Raw genomic sequence first — 24,495 nt, 5'->3', positions numbered from 1 at the left:
CAAACTCAATGAAATACTGATGAAATTCTTTATATAACTCTGATATATCGGTAATTGAATCACTGATAACGGATTCAACATCTTTCAATTGTGATTTTTCAACTTTTGATGAACAAAGGGAATCTTCGTAGAATGTGAGCATTTCAAATATTCGCAGTCTAAATCACAATACATTCCATCATTTGATTTGATTCTGTAATGTTCTAAACCTTTTTCTTTTGCATACGTTTTATAGGCTCTCCACGCATCTGTAACAAGTATTAACATTTATCTTTAACACAGTCATTTGAAAAGAAATTTTAGTTTTCAGCCGTCAGCACGATATTATCAGCAGTGAAATTCTCTCCATCCTTTTCCCATAAAAAAATGGACTTGATTCGCTTTAATCACGATTCAAGTCCATTGTCTTATAACCGATTCATTAAAAATAATTCCAGAATCCGTTCACGTCGGCCGCTACTTGTTTTTAATTGGTAATCAGCACCAGCGAGACGGTGTAACACTTCGAGCAAACGTTCTTCTCCTACTTGCTGTCTGCTTTCTACAATTAATTTGACGCGATACGGATTGACTTTTAATTGTTTCGCTATTGCCTGTGCATGATAGCCTTTCTTTTGCAGGTACCGAACATTCGACATCAAGCGAATTTGGGAAGCCAGCAATGCGGTCAGCATGATCGGTTCTTCTTTTTGCCTTAATAAGTCATGGTATACCGTCAATGCGGTGGTCGTATCACCTCGCAAGTATGCATTCAGTAACTGGAACGCATCCTGTTCTAATGTGCGGGTCATCAGCAACTCCACGACATCTTTCGTGATTTCGGATTCTTCTCCTACATACGTCGCCATTTTATGTATTTCGGACTGCAACTGAACAAGATCCTGACCTACTGTCTCAATCAAACGGGCAATGGCATCATCCGTCATGCTTTTGCTTTCCTGGGAGACTGTTGATTGCACCCAGACTGATAAGTCGTTTCCTTCGAGAGGTTTAGCTTCCAGCAACAAAGCCTTATCCTTCATCAACTTTGTCACTTTTTTTCGCTCGTCCAATTTTTCATAAGGAGCAATGAAAACTGTGATGGCCGTTTCAGATGGATGCTGAACCCAACTTTCAAATGACTTCAAATCATGATCTATTTTTTCTTTTCCTTTTTCTGTCGCTTTTAAAAAAGAGGCATTCTTGGCAATAATTAATTTACGCTCTGTAAAAAACGGAATAGTGTCCGCTTCTTCAATAACATGTTGAACGGGAACTTCATCTAAATCAAACATCAATATATCCGTTTCTCCGGCTTTATTTAGTGATTCTTTCAGACGACGGATAGTTTCGTCAAAAAAGTAATGCTCTGTGCCGACTAGCAAGTAAATCGGACTGAATTCGCCTTTTTGAATCTTTTTCCAAATACTTGAGAACATGAAGAACCTCCTCTTACACACTTCATTTCCATTATACATCAAATCGAAATTCACTGGTGTTTGAACAAAATGTGTCATTCAGCTGAAATCACGGAAAAAAACTTGTTGTTTATAGATTTTTCCGAAGCAATCACTTATAATTAATTTGAATTAGGAGGGGTAGCAATGAACGAATTTGAAAAGAATGTCCAAACCAGACGTAACGATGTGGTTGACTCGGGTATTGGTTTCGTTGTATCTTTTGTTTTCTTTGCAGCGATTTTCACCATTGCGACTGTAATTGACTTCATTACAAAATAAGCAAAAAAAGAGACTTCTCATTGTGAAAGGTCTCTTTTTTTTATGTTTTTTTTGAATGACGTCCGCACGGTTATTACTTCCTTTTCATAACGGACATGAATAGTGCCAACTTCCGCTGTTGTCATTGTCGGTAATTGTAATTCCGTGAACCTTTCGACCACTTCATGATTTGGATGCCCGTAACGGTTGTTTTGACCTGCTGAAAAAATGGTGAGACCTGGCTGTAGCTTTTGTAAAAATGCTTCAGAACTGGAAGTTTTACTACCATGATGTCCTGCTTTTAATAGGTTGATATTTTGTATTCCTCCATACACCTTCAGTAAATCCTCTTCCCCATCCTGTTCTAAATCTCCTGTAAACAACGCTGTAAACAAATCATGTTTCAAGTATAGTACGAGCGAATCATCATTTCCTTCATACGTAGTATCCTGTGGCGATACATAAGTAAACTGTGTATTCCTTATTCGGAATCCACTTCCCGACATTTGTTCTTTAATCGGTATTTTCATAGCCAACGCAGTTTGTACCGCGTGTTGCAATGTATTTTCAGCAATAGCGCCAGGTGTCACATGGATTTCTTTTACCTTCACTTCCTCCAATATTTCTTCGGCGCCTTCAATGTGATCACTATCCGCATGTGTCCAAATAAACGTATCAATTGTTTGAATGCCTCTTCCTTTCAAGAAAGGTACAATTACTTCCCTTCCTATTTCAAAAGGTGTACCTGATAGTTTCCAAGCTGCTTGATCAAACCTCAATAATCCTCCCGAATCAACCAGAATGACCCCTTGTCGATGCGGAAGTTCAATAAGGGTTGCATCCCCTTGCCCGACGTTAAGGAATGACACTTCAATCGCTGAATCGAAATAAGAAGAACCTTGAATGATGGCAATCGGCAAACCTAATGTCAAAATGAGTCTTTTCTTAGCGTGTTGCAGCTCCAGAACAAAAAAAGTAGCGACCACACCAATAAAGGCCACAACCATCTGCCAGTTCGATAGTTTGCCTGGATTCCACAGTTGATTTGGAATGGAGGCTAGTTTTAGAATGAAACTCGTCAAAGCCATTCTTAACGGTTCATACAAAATGAACAGGAAATCGGTTAAAGAAAGGAAGAAAAACGATAAACTAAACAGCACTAAATTAATCGGTAAAATAATGACGGAAAAGAGTGGTACAAACAAAAGATTGACTACAAAAGAGGAAAGAGAAATTTCGTAAAAGTGATAGAGAAGGATTGGTGCAACTCCAATTTGACAGAGAAAAGTAATCCAGAAAGATTGCTTGAAAACACTTGTTTGTGCTTGTAGAAATGGGGAAGAAAAAAGCAATACCGTGGCGGCTCCATAAGACAATTGAAATCCTACCTGGAGTAATACCCCCGGTTGCAGGTAAATAAAAATAAGCAAACTGATTGCGAAAGCATCATCGACTGCCAGTCTTTTGTGGAGTTGCTTTGAAAGTAATAGAATTTCCACGACACCGACCGCACGCCACACTGAAGGAGCCCCACCAACTAAACATGCATAGACTGGCAAACAGACGATTAAACACCATACGGCGACTTCTTTACGAATGGACAATCTAAGAAGGGATTGATAAAAGATATAGGTCAGAAACGCTACATGAAGACCCGAAATGGCAAACAAATGCGTGATGCCAAGTATTTGATAGGCGCGATTCTCCTTTGGGTCAACGTCATCTCTTAAGCCAAGTAAAAGTGCTTTGGCTTCTGCTTGAAGTGAAAGTGGAAAATGCTTGTCTATATGCTTTTCCATGAGAAATCGCTGATTGGCAATCCAGCCGATTATTCCATCTGGCTGAGAAACCTGTACCATTGTGCTAGCCGACAACATCCCTGCTGCCCCATGGCTTGTTAAGTAGGTTTGCATATCAAACACATACTCATGGGCTGGCCATGGGACAGGTGTTATTTGTCCCGTTATCTTGAATACTGCATCTGTCAACGACTGATTCAAGAATTTGATTTTCTCTTCTTCTGAAACAAAAGTATACACAATATACCATTTTTGTTTTCCCTCAGATATTGCGAATCCTCTTAATTTGGAGCCTTTTATTGTATGAATCGAAGTCCAGGTATAAACATCTTCTTGAGCGACTTCATGTGAATCATGCGTCAATTTGTCTTGTGCATGCAAAAAGAAAAAAACAGCCACTGCTACATAACTTAATAAAAAGAATATCTTAAATCGATTACGTACAAATAATAGAATAAGTGGGGCATGTAAAAAAAGAAGTTGGATGGAGCCGATTGCCGCGCTAGTTGACACTATGGCTGCGACGACAATATAGATTAGGCGTTGGTTCCAATGGTTTTGCCAAATAACTCATTCACCTGCGCTTCATATGAAGCCAGTTCTTCTGCAGGAACACCCTTCTCTCTTAACTTATGAAGCATGTCCAAATACAAAGTGATTTTCTGATCGCTTAAGAAATCAATTTTCCGTTCATCGAAAGATACATGCACGACTTCAATATTTGACTGGGCAAGTAATTGAATGGCATATTCACTGTTTTTATAATCTTTCGCGTAATATAAACGTCGGATTCCTGACTGAATAATTGATTTTGTGCAAGGAAGGCAAGGGAAATGAGTCACGTACAAATCCGCTTCATTAGTTGATATGCCATATTTTGAACATTGCAACAAGGCATTCATTTCTGCATGAATTGTACGGACACAATGATGATCCACAACGTAACATCCTTGATCGATGCAATGATCGCCACCGGAAATGGATCCGTTATATCCACCTGCCATGATTCGCTTATCCCGTACAATCGTTGCACCTACCGCTAATCTTGTACATGTGCTTCTAAGCGCCAGTAAATGACTTTGTGCCATAAAGAATTGGTCCCATGTTATTCGCTCCATAAAAACGCCCCCTGATTGTAAACTCTTATCTAGTTTAGTAGGAACACGTTTGAATCGTCAATTGAATATGGTTTTATTTAACCGAAATGAAATCTTTCAGTTGCTCAAAAGTTTGATCTCCGATTCCAGAAACTTCTTTTAAGTCTTCAATCGATTGAAAAAGTCCTTTTTCTTCCCGGTATGCAAGAATTGCCTTCGCCTTGGAAGGACCGATACCTGAAAGTGTCATTAAGGTCATTTCATCGGCAGTATTGATATTAATGATAGTAGATTTTTCTCTAGTTGAATCCGGTGTTGTCGAAATAGTTGTCGCTACGTCCTTTTCGCCAATCAATGGTACATAGATCACCATTTCATCGGTCAGTTTCGCAGCCAAGTTCAATGCCTTTTCATCAGCGGATGGCAATATGCCTCCTGCAAGCTGAATGGCATCCAATACACGACTTCCATGAGTTAATGTATAAACGCCAGGTGTCAGGACTTGTCCTTTTACATCAACGACAACGACTTCATTTATTTCGATGTCAGGTTCTTCCGATTCGTTCAGTTCTTCAGTTGGAATTGTATTTGGGATGGGGGTTTGAATGGTTTCGAGCGTATCGGCAAGTGGGGGCGCCAGCTCGTTTGAAAAAGGTTTAAACAGTACTACAAATAAAATAATACCTGCACTTACAAGCACTGCTTTATTCGTATGTTTTTTCATCCATGTAAGAATCAGATTGGGTCATCCTTTCCTACAGGGAGCAATTCTTATGGAGTTATCCATACTATAAACGAATTGCTCATTATTGGAAAGTCTTATGTGAAAAGCAATGGAAACTATTTAATGGCGTGGAAAAAGATTCGTTCACTGTTTTCTTCAGGTGACTCATTCGCCCAGTCTGCAGTTACCTTAATTTCCGAAAATCCTGCTTGCTGCAAGAATGATAGATATTCTTTTACATCATAAGAACGTTGAAAATGACTTTCTTCAAAACGGTCGTATGAACCGCTCTTATTTTTCATAAAGAAAGTTAAATCATGATAAACAGAGTGTGGATACTCGCCTGGTTCCGTGTGCCAGATATAAGCAACGTCCTCATCTTCATATGTAAATGGACCGTCTAAAAATAATACATCCATTTTATAAACAGAATGAACATCAAAGAACAATTGTCCACCTGCGGCGAGCGATTCATGAATGCCATGCAACGTCTGAAGAACTTGCGCTTCCTCTTCCAGGTAATTTAACGAATCAATCGATAGAACAGCTACATCAATTTCTTCGAATCCGTCCAAATCAGTCATTGAGACATGAAACAACGGAATAGATATCCCCTGCTTTTGAAAGCGGTCAGCTGCGATTGCCAGCATTTCCTCAGACAAATCGACGGCTTGAACAAGAAAACCCTGTTCTGCAAATTTCGCAGACAGGACTCCAGTTCCACACCCAATATCTAATAAAGATTTACCTTTCACATTTTCAACATTCGAAATAACCTTTTCGACATATTTGTCGTAAGGAATATCCGTCATTAATGCATCATAAATGTGTGCAAACTCTTTATAGCTAGTCATTACGCTTCTGAGTCTACAGAGATGATTGGTGCATCTCCCCATAAACGTTCTAAGTTATAAAATGCACGTTCATCTTTATGGAATACATGCGCAACTACGTCGCCCATGTCCACTAATACCCAACGAGCTGCGTCATAGCCTTCTAAACGTTTTACATCAAAACCGGATTGGCCTGCCTGTTCTGCCATTTCTTTTGCAATTGCCTGCACTTGACGGTCAGAATTTGCGTGACAAATAATAAAGTAATCGGCAAGCAAAGATACACCTTTCATATTCAATACGACGATATCTTCTGCACGTTTGTCATCTGCTGCTTTATAAGCAACCTCTAGTAAAGTTGGAACTGTCATTCAGTCATTTTCCTTTCGTGTAACCAAATCATTATAACAATGAATGGAATCCGGATATACCGGTTGATTTTTTTGCAATAAAAATTGAATCGAACGTTGGACACAAGCTTTCATTAACGCGTTCAGTCCCAGTTCATCCTGTTGTCTTAAATCATCAACTCCCGGGAATTGACGATTCGGTTCTATCATATCGGCACAATAAATTATTTTTTCAAGATCAGTCATGTTTGCGCGGCCAGTAGTATGGTAGCAAATCGCATTCAATACATCCTGATTTGACACTCCAAATTCCTGCTGAGCGACAAATGCACCGACTGGGGCATGCCACAATTCATGATGAAAATTTAAGAGGGTTGGATCCATCTGTTGATCGATAATGATTTGTTTCATCCATTCCCTATCCGCAAATTTCACGACATCATGTAAAATTGCCGCAAGCTCTGCATCTTTTTCAGATACGCCATACACATTCGCTAATCGAATAGCTGTATCCATTACTCCTAAAGTATGCACAATTCGTTTCTCAGGCATCCGCGTACGTATAGCATTTATCAAATCATCTCTATTCATACAATTTCTCCTGACGAATATAAGTTTGTACATTTTCTGGAATTAACAATGATACATTTTTTCCTTCTTTGAACCGGTTGCGCAGCGCCGTGGAGGATAAATCAATCAACGGTGCATCGATTAACGTCACTGGATAATCAGAGCGTTCATCATAACCTGGACGCCGTACACCGATTAATCGGACCTTTTCGACCAGGTCATCAATTTTATACCACTTGTCCAAAGAAGAAATCATATCAGCACCAATCAGAAAACTGAAACGTGTTTGAGGTTCACGGGATGTCAATTCTGTCATCGTATCAAACGTATACGATAAGCCACCTCTTTCAATCTCAAGAGGCTCCACTTGAAAATAAGAAAATGGCTTGGTGGCAAGCTGCAGCATTTGCAGTCTTTGTTCACCAGTTGCCAGATGCGATGCTTCTTTATGTGGAGGCTTAGCGTTCGGCATGAATCGAAGTTCATCGAAATCCAGTGCATGAAACACTTCATTTGCCATGATTAAATGTCCAATATGTGGAGGATTGAATGTTCCACCAAAAATGCACACTTTTTTCATCGTTAGCCTCTTGTCGGCAATTCGATTTTTTTGTTGTTTTTAGAAGCTTTGTATAATACAACAGTCAAGCCGATTAACTGAACAAGTTCTGCTTTTGTTCCATTTGCTAATTGCTCAGCTACTTCTTGCTTATCGTCTTCACAATTTTGCAGAATACTGATTTTAATCAGTTCACGAACTTCTAAAGCTTCTTGAATTTGTTTCAGCATATGTTCATTCACTCCGCCTTTTCCAACTTGGAAAATAGGGCTTAAATGATGTGCTTGACTACGTAAAAAACGTTTTTGTTTACCTGTTAACATGTGGACCTCCTAGTGTTTGCTCGACTTGCTCTATCGTTTGTTTCGTATCAGGTTTGCGATTTGTCCACTTTTGAAATGAGAATGCTCCTTGATGTACAAACATCCCAACGCCATTTAAACAACGTGCTCCTCGATCTTTTGCTTCCGCCAAAAAAGGCGTCAATAATGGATTATACACAATATCCGCAACAATTGCTGAAGATGTTACATTTTCAAGTGACATTGGCTTGTCCACTGTAGATGTTTTCATGCCTGCAGGCGTTGTCTGGATAATGATTTGAAACAGTGCAAGTTGTGATTCAGCTTGTGAAAGTGACATCGCACGATCACCATCTATATCATTAATTAATCGTTCAGCAGATTCGATTGTACGGTTTGCGCAGGAAATATGGACATACCCTTGAGCTTTCAGTGCGAAGGCTATCCCTCTTGCAGCGCCACCAGCACCAATAATTAAGATAGGCAAATCTTTAAGATTTGCACCCATCGCTTCTTCAAGCGAATTGACAAAGCCGATGCCATCCGTGTTATATCCTGTCAGTGAACCATCCTCTTCCACCACTACCGTATTGACTGCGCCCATTAAGGCCGCTGTCGTATCAATATGATCCAGCAGTGGGACGATGGCTTCTTTATGTGGAATGGTTACGTTCCAACCACTCACTCCTAAACATTTAAGTGACTCGACGGCATTAACCAGCTTGTCTTTCTTTACATGCACAGGAATATAAGTGGCATCGATGGATAAATCGGCAAACCACTTGCTGTGCATGCTCGGAGACATCGAATGAGAAATGGGATCCCCAATGACCGCGTACCATTTTTTCATGTCAGTCGCCCCCTAAATCAATGATGGACGAACTTGAATTTCTACTCCTTTAGGAGCATATGCTGCAATGACCACGTTCGGTTGGTTAACAGTAATCCAGCCCAATCCGGAGAACACGATATCCGTCTTACCTGCTTTAACAGAAAACTCGTGTCGTACAAGTGGTGGGAAATTCTCTTTAAATTCGGCAGAAGGCGGTGCAAGCATTCCACCTAAATGTTCCGCATACAAAGCATCAGCATTCTCAAGTTTCGTACGGTGAATATTTATATCATTCGATATATGAACCGTAAACGACGAACGTTCTCCTTGAATGAAATCGAATCTTGCAAGGCCTCCGAGGAATAAGGTTTGTCCTGAATTTAACTGGAAAATTTTCGGTTTGATTTCTTTTTTAGGTGTTATCCATTTAAGTTCAGATGAGTCAAGGAAATGCGCCATTTGATGATGATTGATAATACCTGGCGTATCATAAAGTGATTGATTGTCATCCAATGGAATTTCAATTAAATCAAGTGTTGTTCCAGGGAAATGTGAAGTTGTAATCACTTCTTTTTCACCCGTCACCTGTTTGATGATACGGTTGATGAAAGTTGATTTTCCAACATTCGTACAACCAACTACATACGCATTTTTGCCTTCACGAAGACGATCGATTGCTTCCATCGCTTCCACCATTCCAGTACCTTTATGGGCACTGACTAACATGACATCGACAGGCTTCAATCCCAATTTCTTCGCTTCCTGCTGCAACCACTGTATGACGCGATGTTTTTTCACTGATTTCGGCAACAGATCCACTTTATTCGCAACCAGTAAGATTGGATTGTTTCCTACAAAACGGTGCAAACCTGGTAACCAGCTTCCGTTGAAATCGAAAATATCGACGATTTTCACGATCAGACCTTGTTCATTGCCAAGACTGTTCAAAATACGAAGGAAATCATCATCCGTTAACGACACAGGCTGCAATTCATTGTAATTTTTCAAACGGAAACAACGCTGGCAAATAATCACTTCTTTTTCCAGTGATGATTGTGGTGCATATCCAGGTTCCTTTAGATCTACTGTTTGTATTTGAGTACCGCATCCGATACAAGTTGGTATAGTTGTCAAACTTCTTCCTCCCAAGTTACATAGCCTCTTCTTTTTAATGCCTTGAAAATTCGTCTTTCAACCAATCGATTGAAACGCGTGAAAAATCCGTCCGATTTTGCGACAGGCAATACTAAAATCGTATGTAATTGGATGCGATTTCCTCCGACAACATCTGTCAGGAGCTGATCGCCGATTACTACCACTTCTTCACGTTTCACATCCATTAGTTGAAGTGCTTTACGAAATGCTTTGCCCATCGGTTTACGTGCTTTATAAATGAAAGGAATACCAAGTGGATCTGCAAATGATTTCACTCGCATCTCGTTATTGTTCGAAACAATTGTCACTTGAATTCCTGCGTCTTTCATACTCTTCAACCAGCTCACAAGTTTGGGTGTCGCATCAGGACGGTCCCATTCAACTAACGTGTTATCCAGATCCGTTATGATTCCTCGAATTCCTTTATCAAGCAATCGTTGAGGCGAAATGTCGAAAACACTTTTCACAAATTCGCTCGGTAAAAATTTTTTATACACCGTGACACACTCCGTTCAACCTATTTTTCTCTAATGATTATAACATACTCCCGATTTTCTCACCCACTCGCACCCGACTGCCGGGTGTCAATGACGAATCCTTTTGAAAAGCATCTTTTCCAAATAGTAATACAACCGTGGAACCAAACGTGAAATACCCTATTTCCTCGCCTTTTATCCAATCCCGTGATGTATTGGTCATTTCAATTGAGTTTACAAACATGGCACCCACACTGATAACTGCACAGTTTTTTTGATTTGGACAAATCAAATGCGTAACTTGTCGATAGTTTCCGCTAATTGGGGTTTTTCCATAAGACAATCCGGCCTGATTCACAGGGTATGATTTTTTCCCAAGTGTCATTTGTTTTTTAACATGTCCATTAACCGGACTATGAATTCGATGATAATCAGCAGGGCTTAAATACAATACCATATAAGTCCCGCCAACATATTGTGAGGCAAGGTCAACATTTCCAAGCAGGTCCGTTAAGATATACGACTTTTCCTTCACTAAAAATGTTCCAGTGGATGATATTTGCCCAATGGATTCAACTTTTGCATCAACAGGACTTCCCACTTCCATTTCTCCTTCTGCAATGGGACGGTGCTGTGCATCAATTTTTCGGATGAAAAAGTCATGCAATGTCGGAAATGATTCGATAGTTTGTGAAACTTCCTGCATCTGTATTCCGTATGTACGTATATAAGATGGAATCACTTTTCGACTCCAAGAAGATTTGGCGAATTTCTGAATTGCCACGGAAGACCATTTGCCATTCGTCAATTCAATAAGCGTTTGGTAAACTTTCTGTTTCACGTTATCCCACCTCTTCTAAATATGTTCTACCTTTTTTTAGTTGAAAGAAGTATAATGAACTAATACTTTACACAAGAAGGAGTGTCGTCCATTGTTTTTAATGCATCGAGTGGATCACACAATCAAAAAAATGAAAGCACATGCAGCAAATATGATCACCATCGGGAATTTATCTTTTGGTGGTGCTTCCATAATGACCACATTAAACGAATCATATAGCTATAGTGTTCTGTTTATATTTATCGCAGCATTACTTGATCGTTTCGACGGGATGGTTGCTCGTAAATTAGGTCAAGAATCGGAACTCGGAAAACAACTCGATTCCATGAGCGATATCATCTCATTCGGCGTTGCCCCAGCGATTCTCATATACATGGTTGATTTATTTGAATTTGGAACAGCCGGAATGGTCATCACCATCATTTATATTGCCAGCGGAGCTTTTCGTTTGGCACGTTTCAATATAATGGATTCGAATGGCTACTTTACTGGTCTCCCAATTACTGCTGCCGGTACTATACTGACGCTTTCTTATTTTGGATTGTCCCTGTTTTCACCAGTTTTTTATATGTTCCTCGTGCTCATTTTGGCTGTATTGATGATTAGTACTTTTACTTTGAAAAAAGTGTAACGACCGCAAATTGTGGTCGTTTTTTTCATGCTTTTTATGTCGTTAACATATAGTGACAAAAGACGACATGGAGGTGCTCATCAGCATGAGTGGTTTATTGTCTGCCGTCCTGCAATTATGGATTGAAATTCCGGCAGTCCTAGGTTACCTGAAAGGTCAGGCATTTAGAAAGCCCCTATCCCAAGAAGAAGAAGCCATATATGTAGAGCGTTGCTTAGCCGGTGATGAAGAAGCCAAACACGAATTAATTGAACGGAATATGCGACTCGTTGCACATATCGTAAAAAAATTCCATCCAAAGCATGAACAACTCGATGATTACATTTCGATCGGTACAATCGGTTTAATGAAAGCCGTAGCAAGTTACACACCAGATAAAAAGACCCGCCTCGCGACATACGCCGCCCGCTGCATAGAAAATGAAATTCTCATGCATTTACGTTCCCAGAAAAAAGTCCAAAAAGATGTCTCTCTCTACGAACCGATTGGCACGGATAAAGATGGCCATTCACTCCAAATTACAGATCTCCTGCAAACTGACGAAGACACTGCACAACAAACACTGGAACAAAAAGAACAGATGGCAAGACTTTACCGGCACTTGGACAAATTGGAGAAACGCGAAATTGAAATTATTGAGCGTAGATATGGGTTACATCAATTTGAACCGATGACTCAAAAACAAATCGCCAAGCAATTGAATATTTCAAGAAGTTACGTTTCCCGCATCGAAAAGCGAGCACTCGTAAAGTTGTATCAATTGTTTAAACATGAAAAAAACTCTCTCGATTCACTGGATATCGAAAGAGCCTCCAACAATCAATCTCTATTTTAACACGGAAACGTGCTTATAATTTACTAATTACATGTAAAACGATTTGTGTCGAATGTTTTGCAGCTGTCGGCAAGAATTCATCAAAACTGATGGATGATTCTTTCCCTGCAATATCAGACAGTGCACGAATCACAACAAATGGTACGTCGAATTGGTGGCACACTTGCGCTACAGCAGCCGCTTCCATTTCCGCCGCCTTCATGTGAGGGAAATGATTACGCACGCTTTCAACACGCACAGGATCGTTCATGAATGAATCTCCTGTAGCAATTAGGCCCGTTGCATATTGATGTTGGCCTAATTCTTCCACTGCCTCTTCCGCAAGCTTACGAAGCTTAGCGTCTGTGGTGAAAGCCGCAGGAAGCTGTGGTACTTGTCCCATTTCATAGCCGAAAGCCGTTACATCCACATCGTGGTGACGCACTTCATCCGAAATAACGACTGCTCCCACTTCCAGTTCTGCATCAAAGCCACCAGCTGAACCTGTATTAATTACAGCATCCGGTTTGAAATGTTGAAGTAAAATGGTCGTTGACATGGCTGCGTTTACTTTACCGATACCGCTTCGCAGCAGCACAATGTCATGCCCTGCATATGTACCTTCAGTAAATTCACTATTTGCGATAACCGTTGTTTGTGGATTTTCAATTGCCAAACGTAACGCTTCAACTTCTTGTTCCATTGCGCCAATTACTGCTAATTTCATATAGTTTCCGCCTCTTTTCTGTTTGATAAATCATTGGATACATGTACTTTCGAACAAGCTTCGTATTTAGTCTCGAGCAAAAACACTTCCCTTAAAATAATAAAAGCGGCGCCGAAAGTCAATAGGCGCCGTCCAATGTTTTCAAAGTCTCCATTTTTTCAGGTTTCCAGCCTTCACCGTCCACCCACTCTAAATACACACGATATTTTTCTTTTTTATCATTTGAGGATACAACCCCAATGGATTTCTGAGGACTTCCCCCGTTTTCAATACGCCATACAATCATATTGTCCGCAGCTAAGCCTGTTGTATATGCCATTGCTTTTAGTTTCTCATCCCAGTCCACATGCCCCTCGGTATATACAGATGTATGTTCGCCAGTTTGTGATGTGCCTACCGGCTTCCAGCCCGTGTTAACGATTCGTTCAGAAACGAGTGGATCATCAGACGGTGTAGAAGTTACGGTGCCACCAGTTGTTGAATCTTCAGTTGTTGTAGATTCTTCCTCAGTAGCTTCTTCTTCAGATGATTCGCTGTCTTCTGTTGCCTCTTCTTCTGCAATTGGTTCAGAACCGATTTGGTCTTCAGGATCAACTTCTTCTTCAGCTTCTGAGCCATCTGCCGTTTCTGCAGACTCGGTGTCTTTCGTGCTGTCAGCTTTTTCAGGTTCATCGTCATTTCCGATGAAAATAAATCCGGCAGTAATGATAATAAGGACAATGACGATCCCTATAAGTGCATTTAATATTGTGTTCGTGCTTGGTTTTTTTGGTCGATTACTTCTCGAGGTATATCGACGCTGTGTATTTGCCAATGCGTACTCCCCCTTATATACAGCATGATAACATAATTGTTGATTACAAATTAGACGAATGTGTTAAGGAAATGTTTCATTTGGATAAGGTTTCGGCTGATTTTTTGGCGTAGAGATGTTTTGGAGCAATTTTGGTGATTTGGGAGCAGTTTTAATAGTTTTTAGATAAAGTTCCTCAGTTTCGGAGCAACTAACAATTATCCCCTAATTTTTTCCACTCCCCCAAAAAACAAAAACCCACTCCCAAGATGCAGGAGTGGATTTTGATTATTAATTGATTGATACAATCTTGACGTCCATTTCGCCGCCAGGAGTCAATACTTTTACTTGATCTCCAACCGAACGGCCAATTAAGCTTTTCGCGATTGGAGAATCATTTGAAATCAAACCTTCCATCGGATCTGCTTCAGCTGAACCAACGATAGTGTATGTTTCTTCTTCTCCGTCTGGAACTTCAATAAAGGAAACCGTTTTCCCAAGGGATACGATGTCGTTATTTTGCTCGTCTTCTGCAATAATGACCGCATTGCGAATCATTGATTCTAAAGTTGAGATACGTCCTTCAACGAATGCTTGGTCTTCTTTAGCAGAATCATACTCAGAGTTCTCGGATAAGTCACCGAAACTACGTGCAATTTTAATACGTTCAACAACCTCTTTACGTTTAACCGTTTTCAAGAATTCTAGTTCGTCCGCTAATTTCTGCTTTCCAGCAGCAGTCATAGGGTATTGTTTTTCTGTTGACAATGTATTTCACTCCTTCAACTACTTGCTAACTAATAAAAATACTATGACTCGCATCTTATAAATATGCGGCTAAGTAATTAGATAATTTTGTCAGTCTTTCAATATCATATTACACAATGATATCAGATTCAAGAATTGTTTTAATTTTTGTAACCATTAAATCAATGGCAACCTGGTTTTGGCCACCTTCTGGAATAATGATATCTGCATATCTTTTCGTCGGTTCGATAAATTGGTTATGCATCGGACGTACGACAGATAAATACTGTTCCACAACCGATTCGATGGAACGGCCCCGTTCATTGATGTCGCGCATTATACGACGAATGATGCGTAAATCCGAGTCCGTATCGACAAACAATTTGATGTCCATCAAATCTCGTAAGCGCTCATCTTCGAGAACCAAAATACCTTCCAATATAATAACATCCTGTGGCTCAATTACAATCGTTTCGTCTGCACGAGTGTGAACTGCATAATCATACACAGGTTTTTCGATTGCTTTACGATTCAAAAGTTGATGAATATGTTCAATTAACAAATCTGTATCGAAAGCCAAAGGATGATCATAGTTTGTAGCAAGTCGCTCTTCAAATTTTAGATGGCTTTGATCTTTATAATAATAATCTTGTTCGATTACGACTACGGATTTTTCTTTGTAAACGTCATAAATTGCCTTGGTAACACTTGTTTTCCCTGAACCAGAGCCACCAGCAATACCAATAACAAGTGGGCGCTTAAATGTCATCGTACAAGCTCCTTTCTCATCATGTTATTTGGTCTTAAAGGGATGTCGGATTTGAAACGAACGATTTGCAACGGATGGCGTGCAACATCCAATTCCATTCCTTTTTCATCCCATAATTCTGTAATGGTCATCCGGAAATTTTCAGTATCTGGGCCGAAGAATTCCACTTCTTGCCCTTTTGTAAAGTAATTCCGTTGTTGCAATGTGACCATTTTTGTTTCTTCATTATAATCCAGAACAAGACCTATAAAATCTGTCGTTGTCTTTCTGCCATGGACACCATACATTTGCTCTTCATATGTTGGTTCACCTTCAAAGAAAGCAGTTGCCGTATCACGGTTCGCGCATTTTTCGAGTTCTTCAAGCCATTCGCGTTTTATCACAAAGTTCTCGGGATCTGCGCAATACGCATCGATTACTTTACGGTAGACACTGACAACGGTAGCTACGTAATGAATCGATTTCATGCGACCTTCAATTTTCAGTGAATCAATGCCAAGTTCAATCATACGTGGGATGGATTCGACTAGTTTCAAGTCTTTTGGACTCATAGCAAATGGCGCGTCACCCTCACTGAATAAAGGTTGCTGTTCGCCTTCGTTTACTTCGTACAAATCGTAATCCCATCGACAAGACTGGCAACATCCACCACGGTTTGAGTCACGTGCTGTCATATGATTCGACAACGTACAGCGGCCACTATAAGCGATACACATAGCTCCGTGAATGAAAGCTTCGATTTCTATGTCGACTTTTTCTTTCATTTCCTGAATTTCGTCGCCGCTCGTTTCACGGGCAAGAACAACGCGGTGCAAACCTTCATCTTTCCAGTATTGGACTGCTTTCCAGTTTGATAAAGATTGTTGTGTACTTAAATGAATTTCGAGCTTAGGCGCTTCTTGACGACATGTTTCGATAATTAATGGATCTGCAACGATAATGCCTGTCACACCTGCTGATTCAATATCTTTTAAGTATGTTGCCAAACCATACATATTTTCGTTATGTGCAAAAATGTTTGTCGTGACATAAATTTTCGCACCATAGCCGTTCGCAAACTCAACTGCTTGTCGCATTTCATCTATTGAAAAGTTACCTGCATTTGAACGAAGTCCAAATTCACGGCCACCAATAAACACAGCGTCCGCACCGTAATGAACAGCGATTTTCAGCTTTTCAAGATCTCCTGCAGGAGCAAGGAGTTCTGGCTTTTTAACAATGACGCGTTTGCCATCAATGATTTCACTAATTCGGTCATGTTGAAGTAATGGCATGCTGATTCTCCCCTTCCTTAATACACGGTTTCTTTGAAGAAGAAGCCGGTATCGAGTGGTCGAAGTGACGGTTGCATTTCTTCAATTTCCGTTAATAATTCATCTTTAATTTGATCGTACGTTTCTGGTGAGACCATATACGCATCAATCGCTTGACGATAAAGACTAGTCACTTTCGTTACATAGTCTGCCTCTTGCAATACACCATCAATTTTAAACGAATCAACACCAGCGTCAATGAGCTCGTTCAACTCATCAATAATACACATGTCGTTTGGACTAAAAATATGCGTCCCGTTAGCATCCTCATAAATCGGATATTTATTGTGGCGTTCTTTATCATGTAAAAACATGTTTTTGTTGTTCGCACGATTTTCAATTTCCATCGCTTTGTCTTGATACAAGAAATAGTTTCCAAGCAATGAACGCTTCGATTGGAACATACAAGTCATACCATGAACTTGCACTTCTACAGCAACTTCTGCGTTTTCTTTAATTTCAATGACTTCTTCCATGCTTAACTCTCTCGCCAGCACAGCTCGATTGGCACCGCGTTTCCCCCAATAGTTAGCAGTGAACCAGTTTGTTGCAGTCGTTTCGGTATTCCAGTGAAGTGGAATTTCGATACCTGTTTCACGTTTCGCCATGACAACAGCTGGATCACCGAACGTAATGCCATCCACTCCGAATGAAGCCAGTTGTTCCATATATGGACCTAATGCTTCGACACGCTCATTATGATAGAGCGCGTTCATTGCCACATATACTTTTTTGTTCGCAGCGTGAGCGAGTGTAACTGATTTTTCAATATCACCAATTGTAAACTCACCTGCTAATCGCAGACCAAATCGTTGTTCCCCAATTAAAAATGCGTCTGCTCCAGCGTCTATCAATTGTTGTAAATGTTCTACAGACTGCGGAGTTACAAGTAATTCTGGTTTTTTCAAGCGAGTCACCTCTTTATACTAATCGTAATGCCATCACCAATAGGCAGGAATGATGTTTCATATTCTTCGTGATTCATCAGCCAGGTCGTAAATTGTTGCAAATTACGGACCATCGTTCGTTTTCTTCTAGGCACATCTTGAATATCAATTTCCGTAAAACCGTGCATCAGCATGTTATCACAATAAATAACACCACCGCTAGGAACGAGTGGTGAATACTTGTCAAAAAATCGTTGATATTGACCTTTTGCAGCATCAATGAATAGCGCATCATACTGACCAAGTTTAAAATGGTTTATATCGATTTCCAGTGCATCGCCGTGTAAAAGTTGAATTCGTTCGGTCAATTCAGCCTGTTTTATGTAGGTAGAAGCCAATTGAAAACGGCCCTCATCTTTTTCAATTGTCGTCATTACTGTTTCAGGTAGAGTCAAAGCCATGCGAATGGCTGAATACCCAATGGCCGAACCGATTTCCAAAATGGATTTCGGCTGTTGCAGTCGAAGAAATTGAAGAAGTGATTCAATCGCCACAATTTCCATGATTGGAATATGTTGTTCTTTAGCGAATTGTTCCATATTCGACAGTAAAACAGGGCGTTGCTTAATATGTGAAGTAATGTAGGATTGTGAAGTTTTCATTTCCAGTTTAACTCCTTTAACGCACAAAAATTACACCCCATCTTATCATAAAAAAAGAAGGAAAGCGATAGCCTTCCCTTCTTTCAGTGATAATGGTGACAATCTTGTCACGATTAACGTAAATATTGTTCAATTTTTGCTAAATGCTCGTCATACGTTTTCGAGAAATGATTGACTCCTTCTTTATCAGCAAGGAAATAAAAGTTCTCGGATTCCGGTGCATTCAGTACGGCTTCAATGGACTGGGTTCCAGGATTAGAAATCGGACCTGGAGGCAATCCTTGAATTTTATACGTATTGTATGGATGATCAATTTCTAAATCATTATATAATACTCGGTCCTTATGTTCACCAAGTGCATATAGAACTGTTGGGTCTGTTTGTAAAGGCATTTTCTCTTTCATACGGTTATTGAAAACACTTGCAATCATTTCACGGTCAGTATCAGCTGTCGCTTCTTCTTCAAGCAATGAGGCAAATGTCATCAACCAGTGTACAGACTTTTGCTTCTCTGCAAGGACTTCTGTGTAAGGTGTTAAGACGTTTGCTGTCTTTTTCAACATCTGATCTACGATGGATTCCAATGAAGGTTTTTCTTCATAATACGCATAGGTCGCTGGGAATAAATAGCCTTCCAATGCGTGGCGTAAATCTGGCCCTTTAATTTCATCTGATAAAATGGTTGGGTATTTGCCAATCATTTGATCAATGAAATCCGGGTTTGTCACCAGGTCCATAAACTCCTTCGACGTATACGATGTTTTTTCTTCAACTCTCGCAGCTATTTCTTCCAGGGTGCGTCCTTCTGGAATCGTCATCGAGAAGACTGGTTCTCTGTATACTTTACCAGTTTTCAAACTCTCGATTAATTCGTCTAATGTCATAGATTTGCTTAGGCCATAATCACCCGCTTGGAAATCTGATTCATTATTGAACTTCGCATAATATTTGAAGATCCGCGCATCTTTAATGATTCCTTTTTTTTCGAGTAGCGCTGCAATCGAATCGAGGTTCGAACCAATTTCGACTTTGACTGGAATGATTTCTTCCGATTTTTCATCAACTGGCTGCAATGCGCTTTTTACATATTTGTATCCACTGTAAGCAGTTATTCCTCCACCAATCAATACAATAAGAACAATTGCAAGCACGATACGTCTGACAATTTTCACTTCTTTTTTCTTTTCTTTCATACGATTAAACATAATATCTTTTTTTGTTTCGTTTTCCACGGGTTACCCCCCTCTATCTGACATTTATTATACAAGATATTTAGACAAAAGAAAAAGGCAGAATGTATATTCATCATTCTGCCTAATAGGAACGCTTTCTCTACTAATATGTTTCGTGCTTTCATTTCCAACTCTACTATCGTAATTTTGCACTAGCCACATGTTCAGTATGAGCCAACAAGTATGAAAACCACATACTTGTGGGTCTCATTCTTCACGCTTAGGCCCTCATGAAGTGGGTCATAAAGGTGTTGCCACAATTTTTTTTGCGAAGAGTTACCGCAGGAGTAGGACGTGGCGTTTTTAACCTTCGTTCCTTTGCATGCAAGGCGTCTTGTTTGCAACAGTTTAGCTAACTGAACAAATAAAAAAACACAGCCTGTCCCATAAGGGAAGCATGCTGTGTTTTGAAATAATTTCTATTCTTCGTCTTCTTCTTCCTCTTCCAAGAAAGTGTTTAACATTTCTTCGATCATTGCCCACTCTTCGTCTGACTCGATCGGCATTAATTCGCCGTCTTTACCGTCTTCAGATGGTGTGAAAGCAGAAGCATGAATTTCGATTTCTTCGTTCTCGTCTTCTTCAGCACCCAATGGGTAGTAAAGAACGTAAGATTTGCTGAATTCTTCTGATTCAAATGTAAATAGTACTTCACATAGTTGTTCGTTACCGTTGTCATCTACAACTGTAATATTTTGTTGTCCGTGGTCCATGGGTAATCACCTCTTAATAGATTGACTATCTAGATAGCCTTGTAAAATCATAACTGCAGCCATTTTATCAATGACTTCTTTACGTTTTTTCCGACTGACGTCAGCACTGATAAGCATTTTTTCCGCAGCGGATGTCGTTAAGCGTTCATCCCAAAGATAAACGGGTTTTTCAAACGTTTGACGTAATAATTCCGCGTAGCGTTCAGACGCTTCGGCACGTGGTCCAATCGAATTGTTCATGTTTTTTGGATATCCTACCACAAACGATGATACTTCGTGCAACTTCATCAACTCGGCAATACGTTCTAATCCGAATTTTTCATTTGCTTCATCAATTTTGATGGTTTCGATCCCTTGGGCGGTCCAACCGAAAGCGTCACTGATTGCAACACCTACTGTTTTCGTCCCAACGTCCAAGCCCATTACTCTCATAACTTATGCCTCGTTATTCTTCTTGATGTAGAACTTTACAAGTTCTTCTAAGATTTCATCACGTTCAAGCTTACGGATTAAATTTCGTGCATCCTGGTGGCGAGGAATATATGCCGGATCACCCGAAAGTAAGTAGCCGACAATTTGATTGATTGGGTTATACCCTTTCTCTTCAAGCGCCGAATGGACATGAAGCATAACTTGCTTCACTTCTTGTTCCATGGACTCTTCCGGAAAATTAAACTTCATTGTCTTGTCAAATGAACTCATGATCAGCACCTCGCTTTCGGAGTAAAATCTGATTGTCTTGTACAAGCATATTTTTGTTACTTGTTAAGTATAACCGATTTCAACTTTTTATTAAACGGATTTGACATAATCATACACAGATTGTAAAGCTCCATCAAGTTTCGACGAATCTTTCGCACCAGCCATTGCCATATCGGGACGACCGCCACCTTTGCCGTCGCACTGTTCGGCAACAACTCTCACGATATTTCCAGCATGATATTTTCCACCTGATAAATCACTTGTGACACCAGCAATTAACATTACCTTGTCGCCTTCTGAAGCTCCAAGGACGATAACCGCTTCATTCATCTTCGTTTTTAAATCATCCATCATTTGACGCAGTTGGTTGTTGTCTTTTGCTTGAACACGTGCAGACAATACCGTTACACCATCAATTTGCTGAGCCTTCTCCAAAATGGAAGATGCTTGGCTATTTGCAATTTTTGCTGATAATGATTCATTTTCACGTTGAACTTGGCGAAGTTCCTGTTGTAAGCCTTGAACACGAGCCACTACATCTTTTGTATTTGCTTTCAAAGCTGCAGCTGCTTCTTCTAGGATACTCTCTTCTTCCTTAACAAGCTGGTATGCGGCTTTGCCTGTAACTGCTTCGATACGACGTGTTCCTGCGCCAATTCCGCTTTCACTTACTAACTTGAAGAAGCCGATTTGTGACGTATTGCTTACATGACATCCACCACAAAGTTCAAGTGAGTATTGATCAATTGAAACGACTCGTACGATATCGCCATATTTTTCACCGAACAGTGCCATCGCACCCATTTGTTTCGCTTCATCGATACCGTGATAGCCTGTAACTACTTGAATGTCTTCCCAAATTTTCTCGTTCACTTGTTGTTCAATGGTTAACAATTCATCTTTTGTTACTTGACCGAAATGAGAGAAGTCAAAACGTAAGCGATCAGGACCAACGTAAGAACCTGCTTGATTAACATGTGTTCCAAGCACATCTTTTAACGCTTGATGCAATAAATGTGTCGCTGTATGGTTTTTGACCGTTGATTTGCGCATTGTCTGATCGACTGTTGCTGTTACGTCAGCTTCAACTGAAAGCTCTCCTGATTCAATCACTAGGGTGTGAAGATTTTGACCATTTGGTGCTTTTTGGACATCTTTCACAAATCCTTTGAATAAATCATTTTCAATCGTTCCGTGATCGGCAATCTGTCCGCCACTTTCTGCATAGAAAGGCGTTTGGTCAAGTACGACTTTTACTTCATCGCCTTCTTGTGCAAGCTTGACAAGCTCTCCGTCTTTTACAATAACCAGAACTTTTGAAGAAACGCCCATTGTATCGTAACCAATAAATTGACTTTCTTCTTTAATATTCCCTAATACTTCTGACTGCACCTGCATGGAATCAACATCTTTACGAGCTGAACGAGCACGTGTACGCTGAGCTTCCAGTGAAGCTTTGAAGCCTTCATGGTCAACGGTCATGCCTACTTCTTCTGCATATTCTTCCGTCAACTCGACAGGGAAACCGTATGTGTCGTACAAACGGAAAGCATCGCTTCCTGGAATGATTGACAGTCCAGCTGCTTGCTGCGTTGAAATAACATTAGACAAAATGCCAAGGCCGTCTTGTAATGTCTCGTGGAAGCGTTCTTCTTCATTTTTAATAACGCGCATAATGAACTCTTGTTTCGCTTCGACTTCTGGATAGAAATCTTTCATGATTTCGCCAATAATCGGTACTAGGTTGAACATGAATGGACGGTCAATTCCTAGATTTTTACCAAAACGTACTGCACGGCGTAATAATCGACGCAATACATAGCCGCGGCCTTCATTTGAAGGAAGTGCCCCGTCACCAATTGCAAAAGCAACCGTACGTGTATGGTCTGCAATGACTTTAAACGCTAAATCATCTGCACCACCATTGCCATACGTTTTACCCGATACTTCTTCGGTTTTCCGAATGATCGGCATGAATAGATCTGTATCGAAGTTCGTTGGTACATTTTGCACGACACATGCCATACGTTCAAGACCCATACCCGTATCGATGTTTTGTTTTGGAAGCGGCGTATACGTGTGATCTGGGTTATGGTTGAATTCAGAGAACACCAAGTTCCAGATTTCCAAGTAACGGTCGTTTTCTCCGCCTGGGTACATTTCCGGATCCGTCATGTCGTTGCCATAGCTCTCGCCACGGTCGTAGAAAATTTCCGAGTTTGGACCACTTGGACCTTCTCCGATATCCCAGAAGTTCCCTTCTAAGCGGATGATGCGAGCTTCTGGAATTCCGATTTCGTCGCGCCAGATTGCGTATGCCTCTTCATCTTCTGGGTGAACTGTGATCGATAACAATTCCGGGTCAAATCCGATCCATTTCTTATCCGTTAGAAATTCCCAAGCCCAGTGAATCGCTTCTTTTTTAAAGTATTCACCGATCGAGAAGTTTCCTAACATCTCAAAGAATGTATGATGACGAGCTGTTTTACCGACATTTTCAATGTCATTCGTACGAATTGATTTTTGTGCATTCGTGATGCGTGGATTGTCAGGAATTACACGTCCATCAAAATATTTCTTCAACGTTGCCACACCACTGTTGATCCAAAGTAGTGAGTTATCGTTAATTGGTACAAGTGGTGCACTTGGTTCTAGTGCATGACCTTTTTCAATGAAAAAGTCTAAATACATGCGACGGATTTCTGCTGCAGTTTTCATCAAGTTTTCCTCCTTCAATTTTAAAAGCATAAAGCGCTGATTCAGCTTGACACCATGAAATGTTGAACAGGCCGCTCTAATCCGACTCAGGTGCTGGAGCATCTGAATCCGAAAACGAGTTTTCGAATGAAGATGTGAAGCTTAAGAGCGGATTGGCCTGTAAAACTAGACACTGACCTTTTGAGTCGTGAGTCAAGAAGCCTGCTGGCGCAACGGGGAAGAGCTGGTCCTTAAAGCTAAGACAATAGAAAAAGCCCTCATCCCTAAAAAAGGGACGAAGGCTTCAATTCGCGGTACCACCCTAGTTACAGCAAACGAATTTGCTGTCTCTCGATTATGCCTTAACGCGGCTTACGGCAGTGATTAGCTGCACTCAGGAGTAGCTTTCCATAACATCCACTTGAAGGTTCTTTCAGCCAAGGAACCTCTTTCTTTTGCAAGCTTCTCAAATGTACTTTCTCCATCAACGTTTTCATTCATTTGTTAGAATTATAAAAAACAATTACGCATGTGTCAATTGACTTTTATTTAAGTGCATGCAAATTACTCAAT

28 protein-coding genes and 1 other annotated feature are annotated in these 24,495 nt (G+C 40.3%); of the genes, 3 read left to right on the top strand and 25 right to left on the bottom strand.

The window, feature by feature from the left end; translation table 11 throughout:
• Positions 1 to 407: 407 nt before the first annotated feature.
• Positions 408 to 1,418 (bottom strand): DNA polymerase III subunit delta, encoded by a 1,011-nt coding sequence (gene holA / locus HMPREF1210_RS01750; protein WP_016426871.1) that lies wholly within the window; start codon positions 1,416 to 1,418, stop codon positions 408 to 410.
• 165 nt (positions 1,419 to 1,583) lie between these two features.
• Between holA and HMPREF1210_RS17440 the strand changes: the two genes are divergently transcribed.
• Positions 1,584 to 1,718 (top strand): YqzM family protein, encoded by a 135-nt coding sequence (locus HMPREF1210_RS17440; protein ID WP_016426870.1) that lies wholly within the window; start codon positions 1,584 to 1,586, stop codon positions 1,716 to 1,718.
• Between the two features lie 17 nt (positions 1,719 to 1,735).
• Here HMPREF1210_RS17440 and HMPREF1210_RS01740 read toward each other — a convergent pair whose 3' ends face one another.
• From HMPREF1210_RS01740 to HMPREF1210_RS01685, 12 genes are all read right to left on the bottom strand, one after another.
• Positions 1,736 to 4,009, bottom strand: a complete 2,274-nt coding sequence (locus HMPREF1210_RS01740) for a DNA internalization-related competence protein ComEC/Rec2 (protein WP_016426869.1) — start codon at positions 4,007 to 4,009, stop codon at positions 1,736 to 1,738.
• A 23-nt stretch (positions 4,010 to 4,032) separates the two neighbouring features.
• Entirely contained in the window at positions 4,033 to 4,614 is a 582-nt protein-coding gene (locus HMPREF1210_RS01735; protein ID WP_016426868.1) for a ComE operon protein 2, read from the bottom strand.
• A 73-nt stretch (positions 4,615 to 4,687) separates the two neighbouring features.
• A complete protein-coding gene (locus HMPREF1210_RS01730) occupies positions 4,688 to 5,317 on the bottom strand; it encodes a helix-hairpin-helix domain-containing protein (RefSeq protein WP_016426867.1) in 630 nt (209 codons plus the stop codon).
• 116 nt (positions 5,318 to 5,433) lie between these two features.
• Positions 5,434 to 6,171: a class I SAM-dependent methyltransferase gene (locus HMPREF1210_RS01725; RefSeq protein WP_016426866.1), complete on the bottom strand. Its 738-nt coding sequence runs from the start codon at positions 6,169 to 6,171 to the stop codon at positions 5,434 to 5,436.
• Positions 6,171 to 6,521 carry a ribosome silencing factor gene (rsfS, locus tag HMPREF1210_RS01720; protein WP_016426865.1) on the bottom strand — a complete coding sequence of 117 codons (351 nt, stop codon included), beginning with the start codon at positions 6,519 to 6,521 and terminating at the stop codon, positions 6,171 to 6,173. Before rsfS ends, HMPREF1210_RS01725 begins: the two co-directional genes overlap by 1 nt.
• Positions 6,522 to 7,091, bottom strand: a complete 570-nt coding sequence (gene yqeK / locus HMPREF1210_RS01715; RefSeq protein ID WP_016426864.1) for a bis(5'-nucleosyl)-tetraphosphatase (symmetrical) YqeK — start codon at positions 7,089 to 7,091, stop codon at positions 6,522 to 6,524. It lies immediately after the preceding gene.
• Positions 7,084 to 7,650 carry a nicotinate-nucleotide adenylyltransferase gene (locus HMPREF1210_RS01710; protein WP_016426863.1) on the bottom strand — a complete coding sequence of 189 codons (567 nt, stop codon included), beginning with the start codon at positions 7,648 to 7,650 and terminating at the stop codon, positions 7,084 to 7,086. Before HMPREF1210_RS01710 ends, yqeK begins: the two co-directional genes overlap by 8 nt.
• Before the next feature lie 2 nt (positions 7,651 to 7,652).
• Positions 7,653 to 7,952 (bottom strand): ribosome assembly RNA-binding protein YhbY, encoded by a 300-nt coding sequence (yhbY, locus tag HMPREF1210_RS01705; protein ID WP_016426862.1) that lies wholly within the window; start codon positions 7,950 to 7,952, stop codon positions 7,653 to 7,655.
• Positions 7,939 to 8,781 carry a shikimate dehydrogenase gene (gene aroE / locus HMPREF1210_RS01700; RefSeq protein WP_016426861.1) on the bottom strand — a complete coding sequence of 281 codons (843 nt, stop codon included), beginning with the start codon at positions 8,779 to 8,781 and terminating at the stop codon, positions 7,939 to 7,941. The genes yhbY and aroE overlap by 14 nt, the downstream gene beginning before the upstream one ends.
• A gap of 12 nt (positions 8,782 to 8,793) precedes the next feature.
• A complete protein-coding gene (gene yqeH, locus HMPREF1210_RS01695; protein ID WP_016426860.1) occupies positions 8,794 to 9,897 on the bottom strand; it encodes a ribosome biogenesis GTPase YqeH in 1,104 nt (367 codons plus the stop codon).
• Positions 9,894 to 10,415 (bottom strand): YqeG family HAD IIIA-type phosphatase, encoded by a 522-nt coding sequence (locus HMPREF1210_RS01690; protein ID WP_016426859.1) that lies wholly within the window; start codon positions 10,413 to 10,415, stop codon positions 9,894 to 9,896. The genes yqeH and HMPREF1210_RS01690 overlap by 4 nt, the downstream gene beginning before the upstream one ends.
• 37 nt (positions 10,416 to 10,452) lie before the next feature.
• Positions 10,453 to 11,235 (bottom strand): phosphatidylserine decarboxylase, encoded by a 783-nt coding sequence (locus tag HMPREF1210_RS01685; protein WP_016426858.1) that lies wholly within the window; start codon positions 11,233 to 11,235, stop codon positions 10,453 to 10,455.
• Between the two features lie 91 nt (positions 11,236 to 11,326).
• Here HMPREF1210_RS01685 and pssA point away from each other — a divergent pair, with 91 nt between their 5' ends.
• Together pssA and sigK are read left to right on the top strand one after the other, a co-directional pair.
• Positions 11,327 to 11,866 (top strand): CDP-diacylglycerol--serine O-phosphatidyltransferase, encoded by a 540-nt coding sequence (gene pssA, locus HMPREF1210_RS01680; RefSeq protein WP_016426857.1) that lies wholly within the window; start codon positions 11,327 to 11,329, stop codon positions 11,864 to 11,866.
• Between the two features lie 85 nt (positions 11,867 to 11,951).
• A complete protein-coding gene (sigK, locus tag HMPREF1210_RS01675; RefSeq protein WP_016426856.1) occupies positions 11,952 to 12,701 on the top strand; it encodes an RNA polymerase sporulation sigma factor SigK in 750 nt (249 codons plus the stop codon).
• Positions 12,702 to 12,714: 13 nt separating this feature from the next.
• Here sigK and mtnN read toward each other — a convergent pair whose 3' ends face one another.
• The 12 genes from mtnN to alaS form a co-directional block, all read right to left on the bottom strand.
• Entirely contained in the window at positions 12,715 to 13,407 is a 693-nt protein-coding gene (gene mtnN / locus HMPREF1210_RS01670) for a 5'-methylthioadenosine/S-adenosylhomocysteine nucleosidase (RefSeq protein ID WP_016426855.1), read from the bottom strand.
• A 118-nt stretch (positions 13,408 to 13,525) separates the two neighbouring features.
• Complete coding sequence (locus tag HMPREF1210_RS01665; protein WP_016426854.1) at positions 13,526 to 14,221, bottom strand: YrrS family protein; 696 nt, start codon at positions 14,219 to 14,221, stop codon at positions 13,526 to 13,528.
• Between the two features lie 270 nt (positions 14,222 to 14,491).
• Positions 14,492 to 14,968 (bottom strand): transcription elongation factor GreA, encoded by a 477-nt coding sequence (gene greA / locus HMPREF1210_RS01660; RefSeq protein ID WP_016426853.1) that lies wholly within the window; start codon positions 14,966 to 14,968, stop codon positions 14,492 to 14,494.
• A 109-nt stretch (positions 14,969 to 15,077) separates the two neighbouring features.
• Complete coding sequence (gene udk, locus HMPREF1210_RS01655) at positions 15,078 to 15,716, bottom strand: uridine kinase (protein WP_016426852.1); 639 nt, start codon at positions 15,714 to 15,716, stop codon at positions 15,078 to 15,080.
• The gene (locus HMPREF1210_RS01650) at positions 15,713 to 16,990 is read right to left on the bottom strand and encodes a U32 family peptidase (protein ID WP_016426851.1); all 1,278 of its coding nucleotides are present in this window, start codon (positions 16,988 to 16,990) and stop codon (positions 15,713 to 15,715) included. Before HMPREF1210_RS01650 ends, udk begins: the two co-directional genes overlap by 4 nt.
• 17 nt (positions 16,991 to 17,007) lie before the next feature.
• Positions 17,008 to 17,937, bottom strand: a complete 930-nt coding sequence (locus HMPREF1210_RS01645; RefSeq protein ID WP_016426850.1) for a peptidase U32 family protein — start codon at positions 17,935 to 17,937, stop codon at positions 17,008 to 17,010.
• Positions 17,938 to 17,942: 5 nt separating this feature from the next.
• Complete coding sequence (locus HMPREF1210_RS01640) at positions 17,943 to 18,578, bottom strand: O-methyltransferase (RefSeq protein WP_016426849.1); 636 nt, start codon at positions 18,576 to 18,578, stop codon at positions 17,943 to 17,945.
• Between the two features lie 113 nt (positions 18,579 to 18,691).
• Positions 18,692 to 19,810: an endolytic transglycosylase MltG gene (gene mltG, locus HMPREF1210_RS01635; RefSeq protein WP_016426848.1), complete on the bottom strand. Its 1,119-nt coding sequence runs from the start codon at positions 19,808 to 19,810 to the stop codon at positions 18,692 to 18,694.
• 419 nt (positions 19,811 to 20,229) lie between these two features.
• On the bottom strand, positions 20,230 to 20,523 hold the full coding sequence (locus tag HMPREF1210_RS01630; protein WP_016426847.1) for a DUF1292 domain-containing protein: 294 nt from the start codon (positions 20,521 to 20,523) through the stop codon (positions 20,230 to 20,232).
• Between the two features lie 6 nt (positions 20,524 to 20,529).
• Positions 20,530 to 20,955 (bottom strand): Holliday junction resolvase RuvX, encoded by a 426-nt coding sequence (gene ruvX / locus HMPREF1210_RS01625; RefSeq protein ID WP_016426846.1) that lies wholly within the window; start codon positions 20,953 to 20,955, stop codon positions 20,530 to 20,532.
• Between the two features lie 3 nt (positions 20,956 to 20,958).
• On the bottom strand, positions 20,959 to 21,225 hold the full coding sequence (locus tag HMPREF1210_RS01620; protein ID WP_016426845.1) for an IreB family regulatory phosphoprotein: 267 nt from the start codon (positions 21,223 to 21,225) through the stop codon (positions 20,959 to 20,961).
• A gap of 90 nt (positions 21,226 to 21,315) precedes the next feature.
• Positions 21,316 to 23,943, bottom strand: a complete 2,628-nt coding sequence (alaS, locus tag HMPREF1210_RS01615; protein WP_016426844.1) for an alanine--tRNA ligase — start codon at positions 23,941 to 23,943, stop codon at positions 21,316 to 21,318.
• A gap of 267 nt (positions 23,944 to 24,210) precedes the next feature.
• Positions 24,211 to 24,419: a binding site (T-box leader), on the bottom strand.
• Positions 24,420 to 24,495 lie beyond the last annotated feature (76 nt).

The sequence above is a fragment of the Paenisporosarcina sp. HGH0030 genome (assembly GCF_000411295.1).
Lineage (GTDB): Bacteria > Bacillota > Bacilli > Bacillales_A > Planococcaceae > Paenisporosarcina.
The sequence above is the reverse complement of the archived record's forward strand: the minus strand, read 5'-3'. Positions and strand labels throughout refer to the sequence as shown.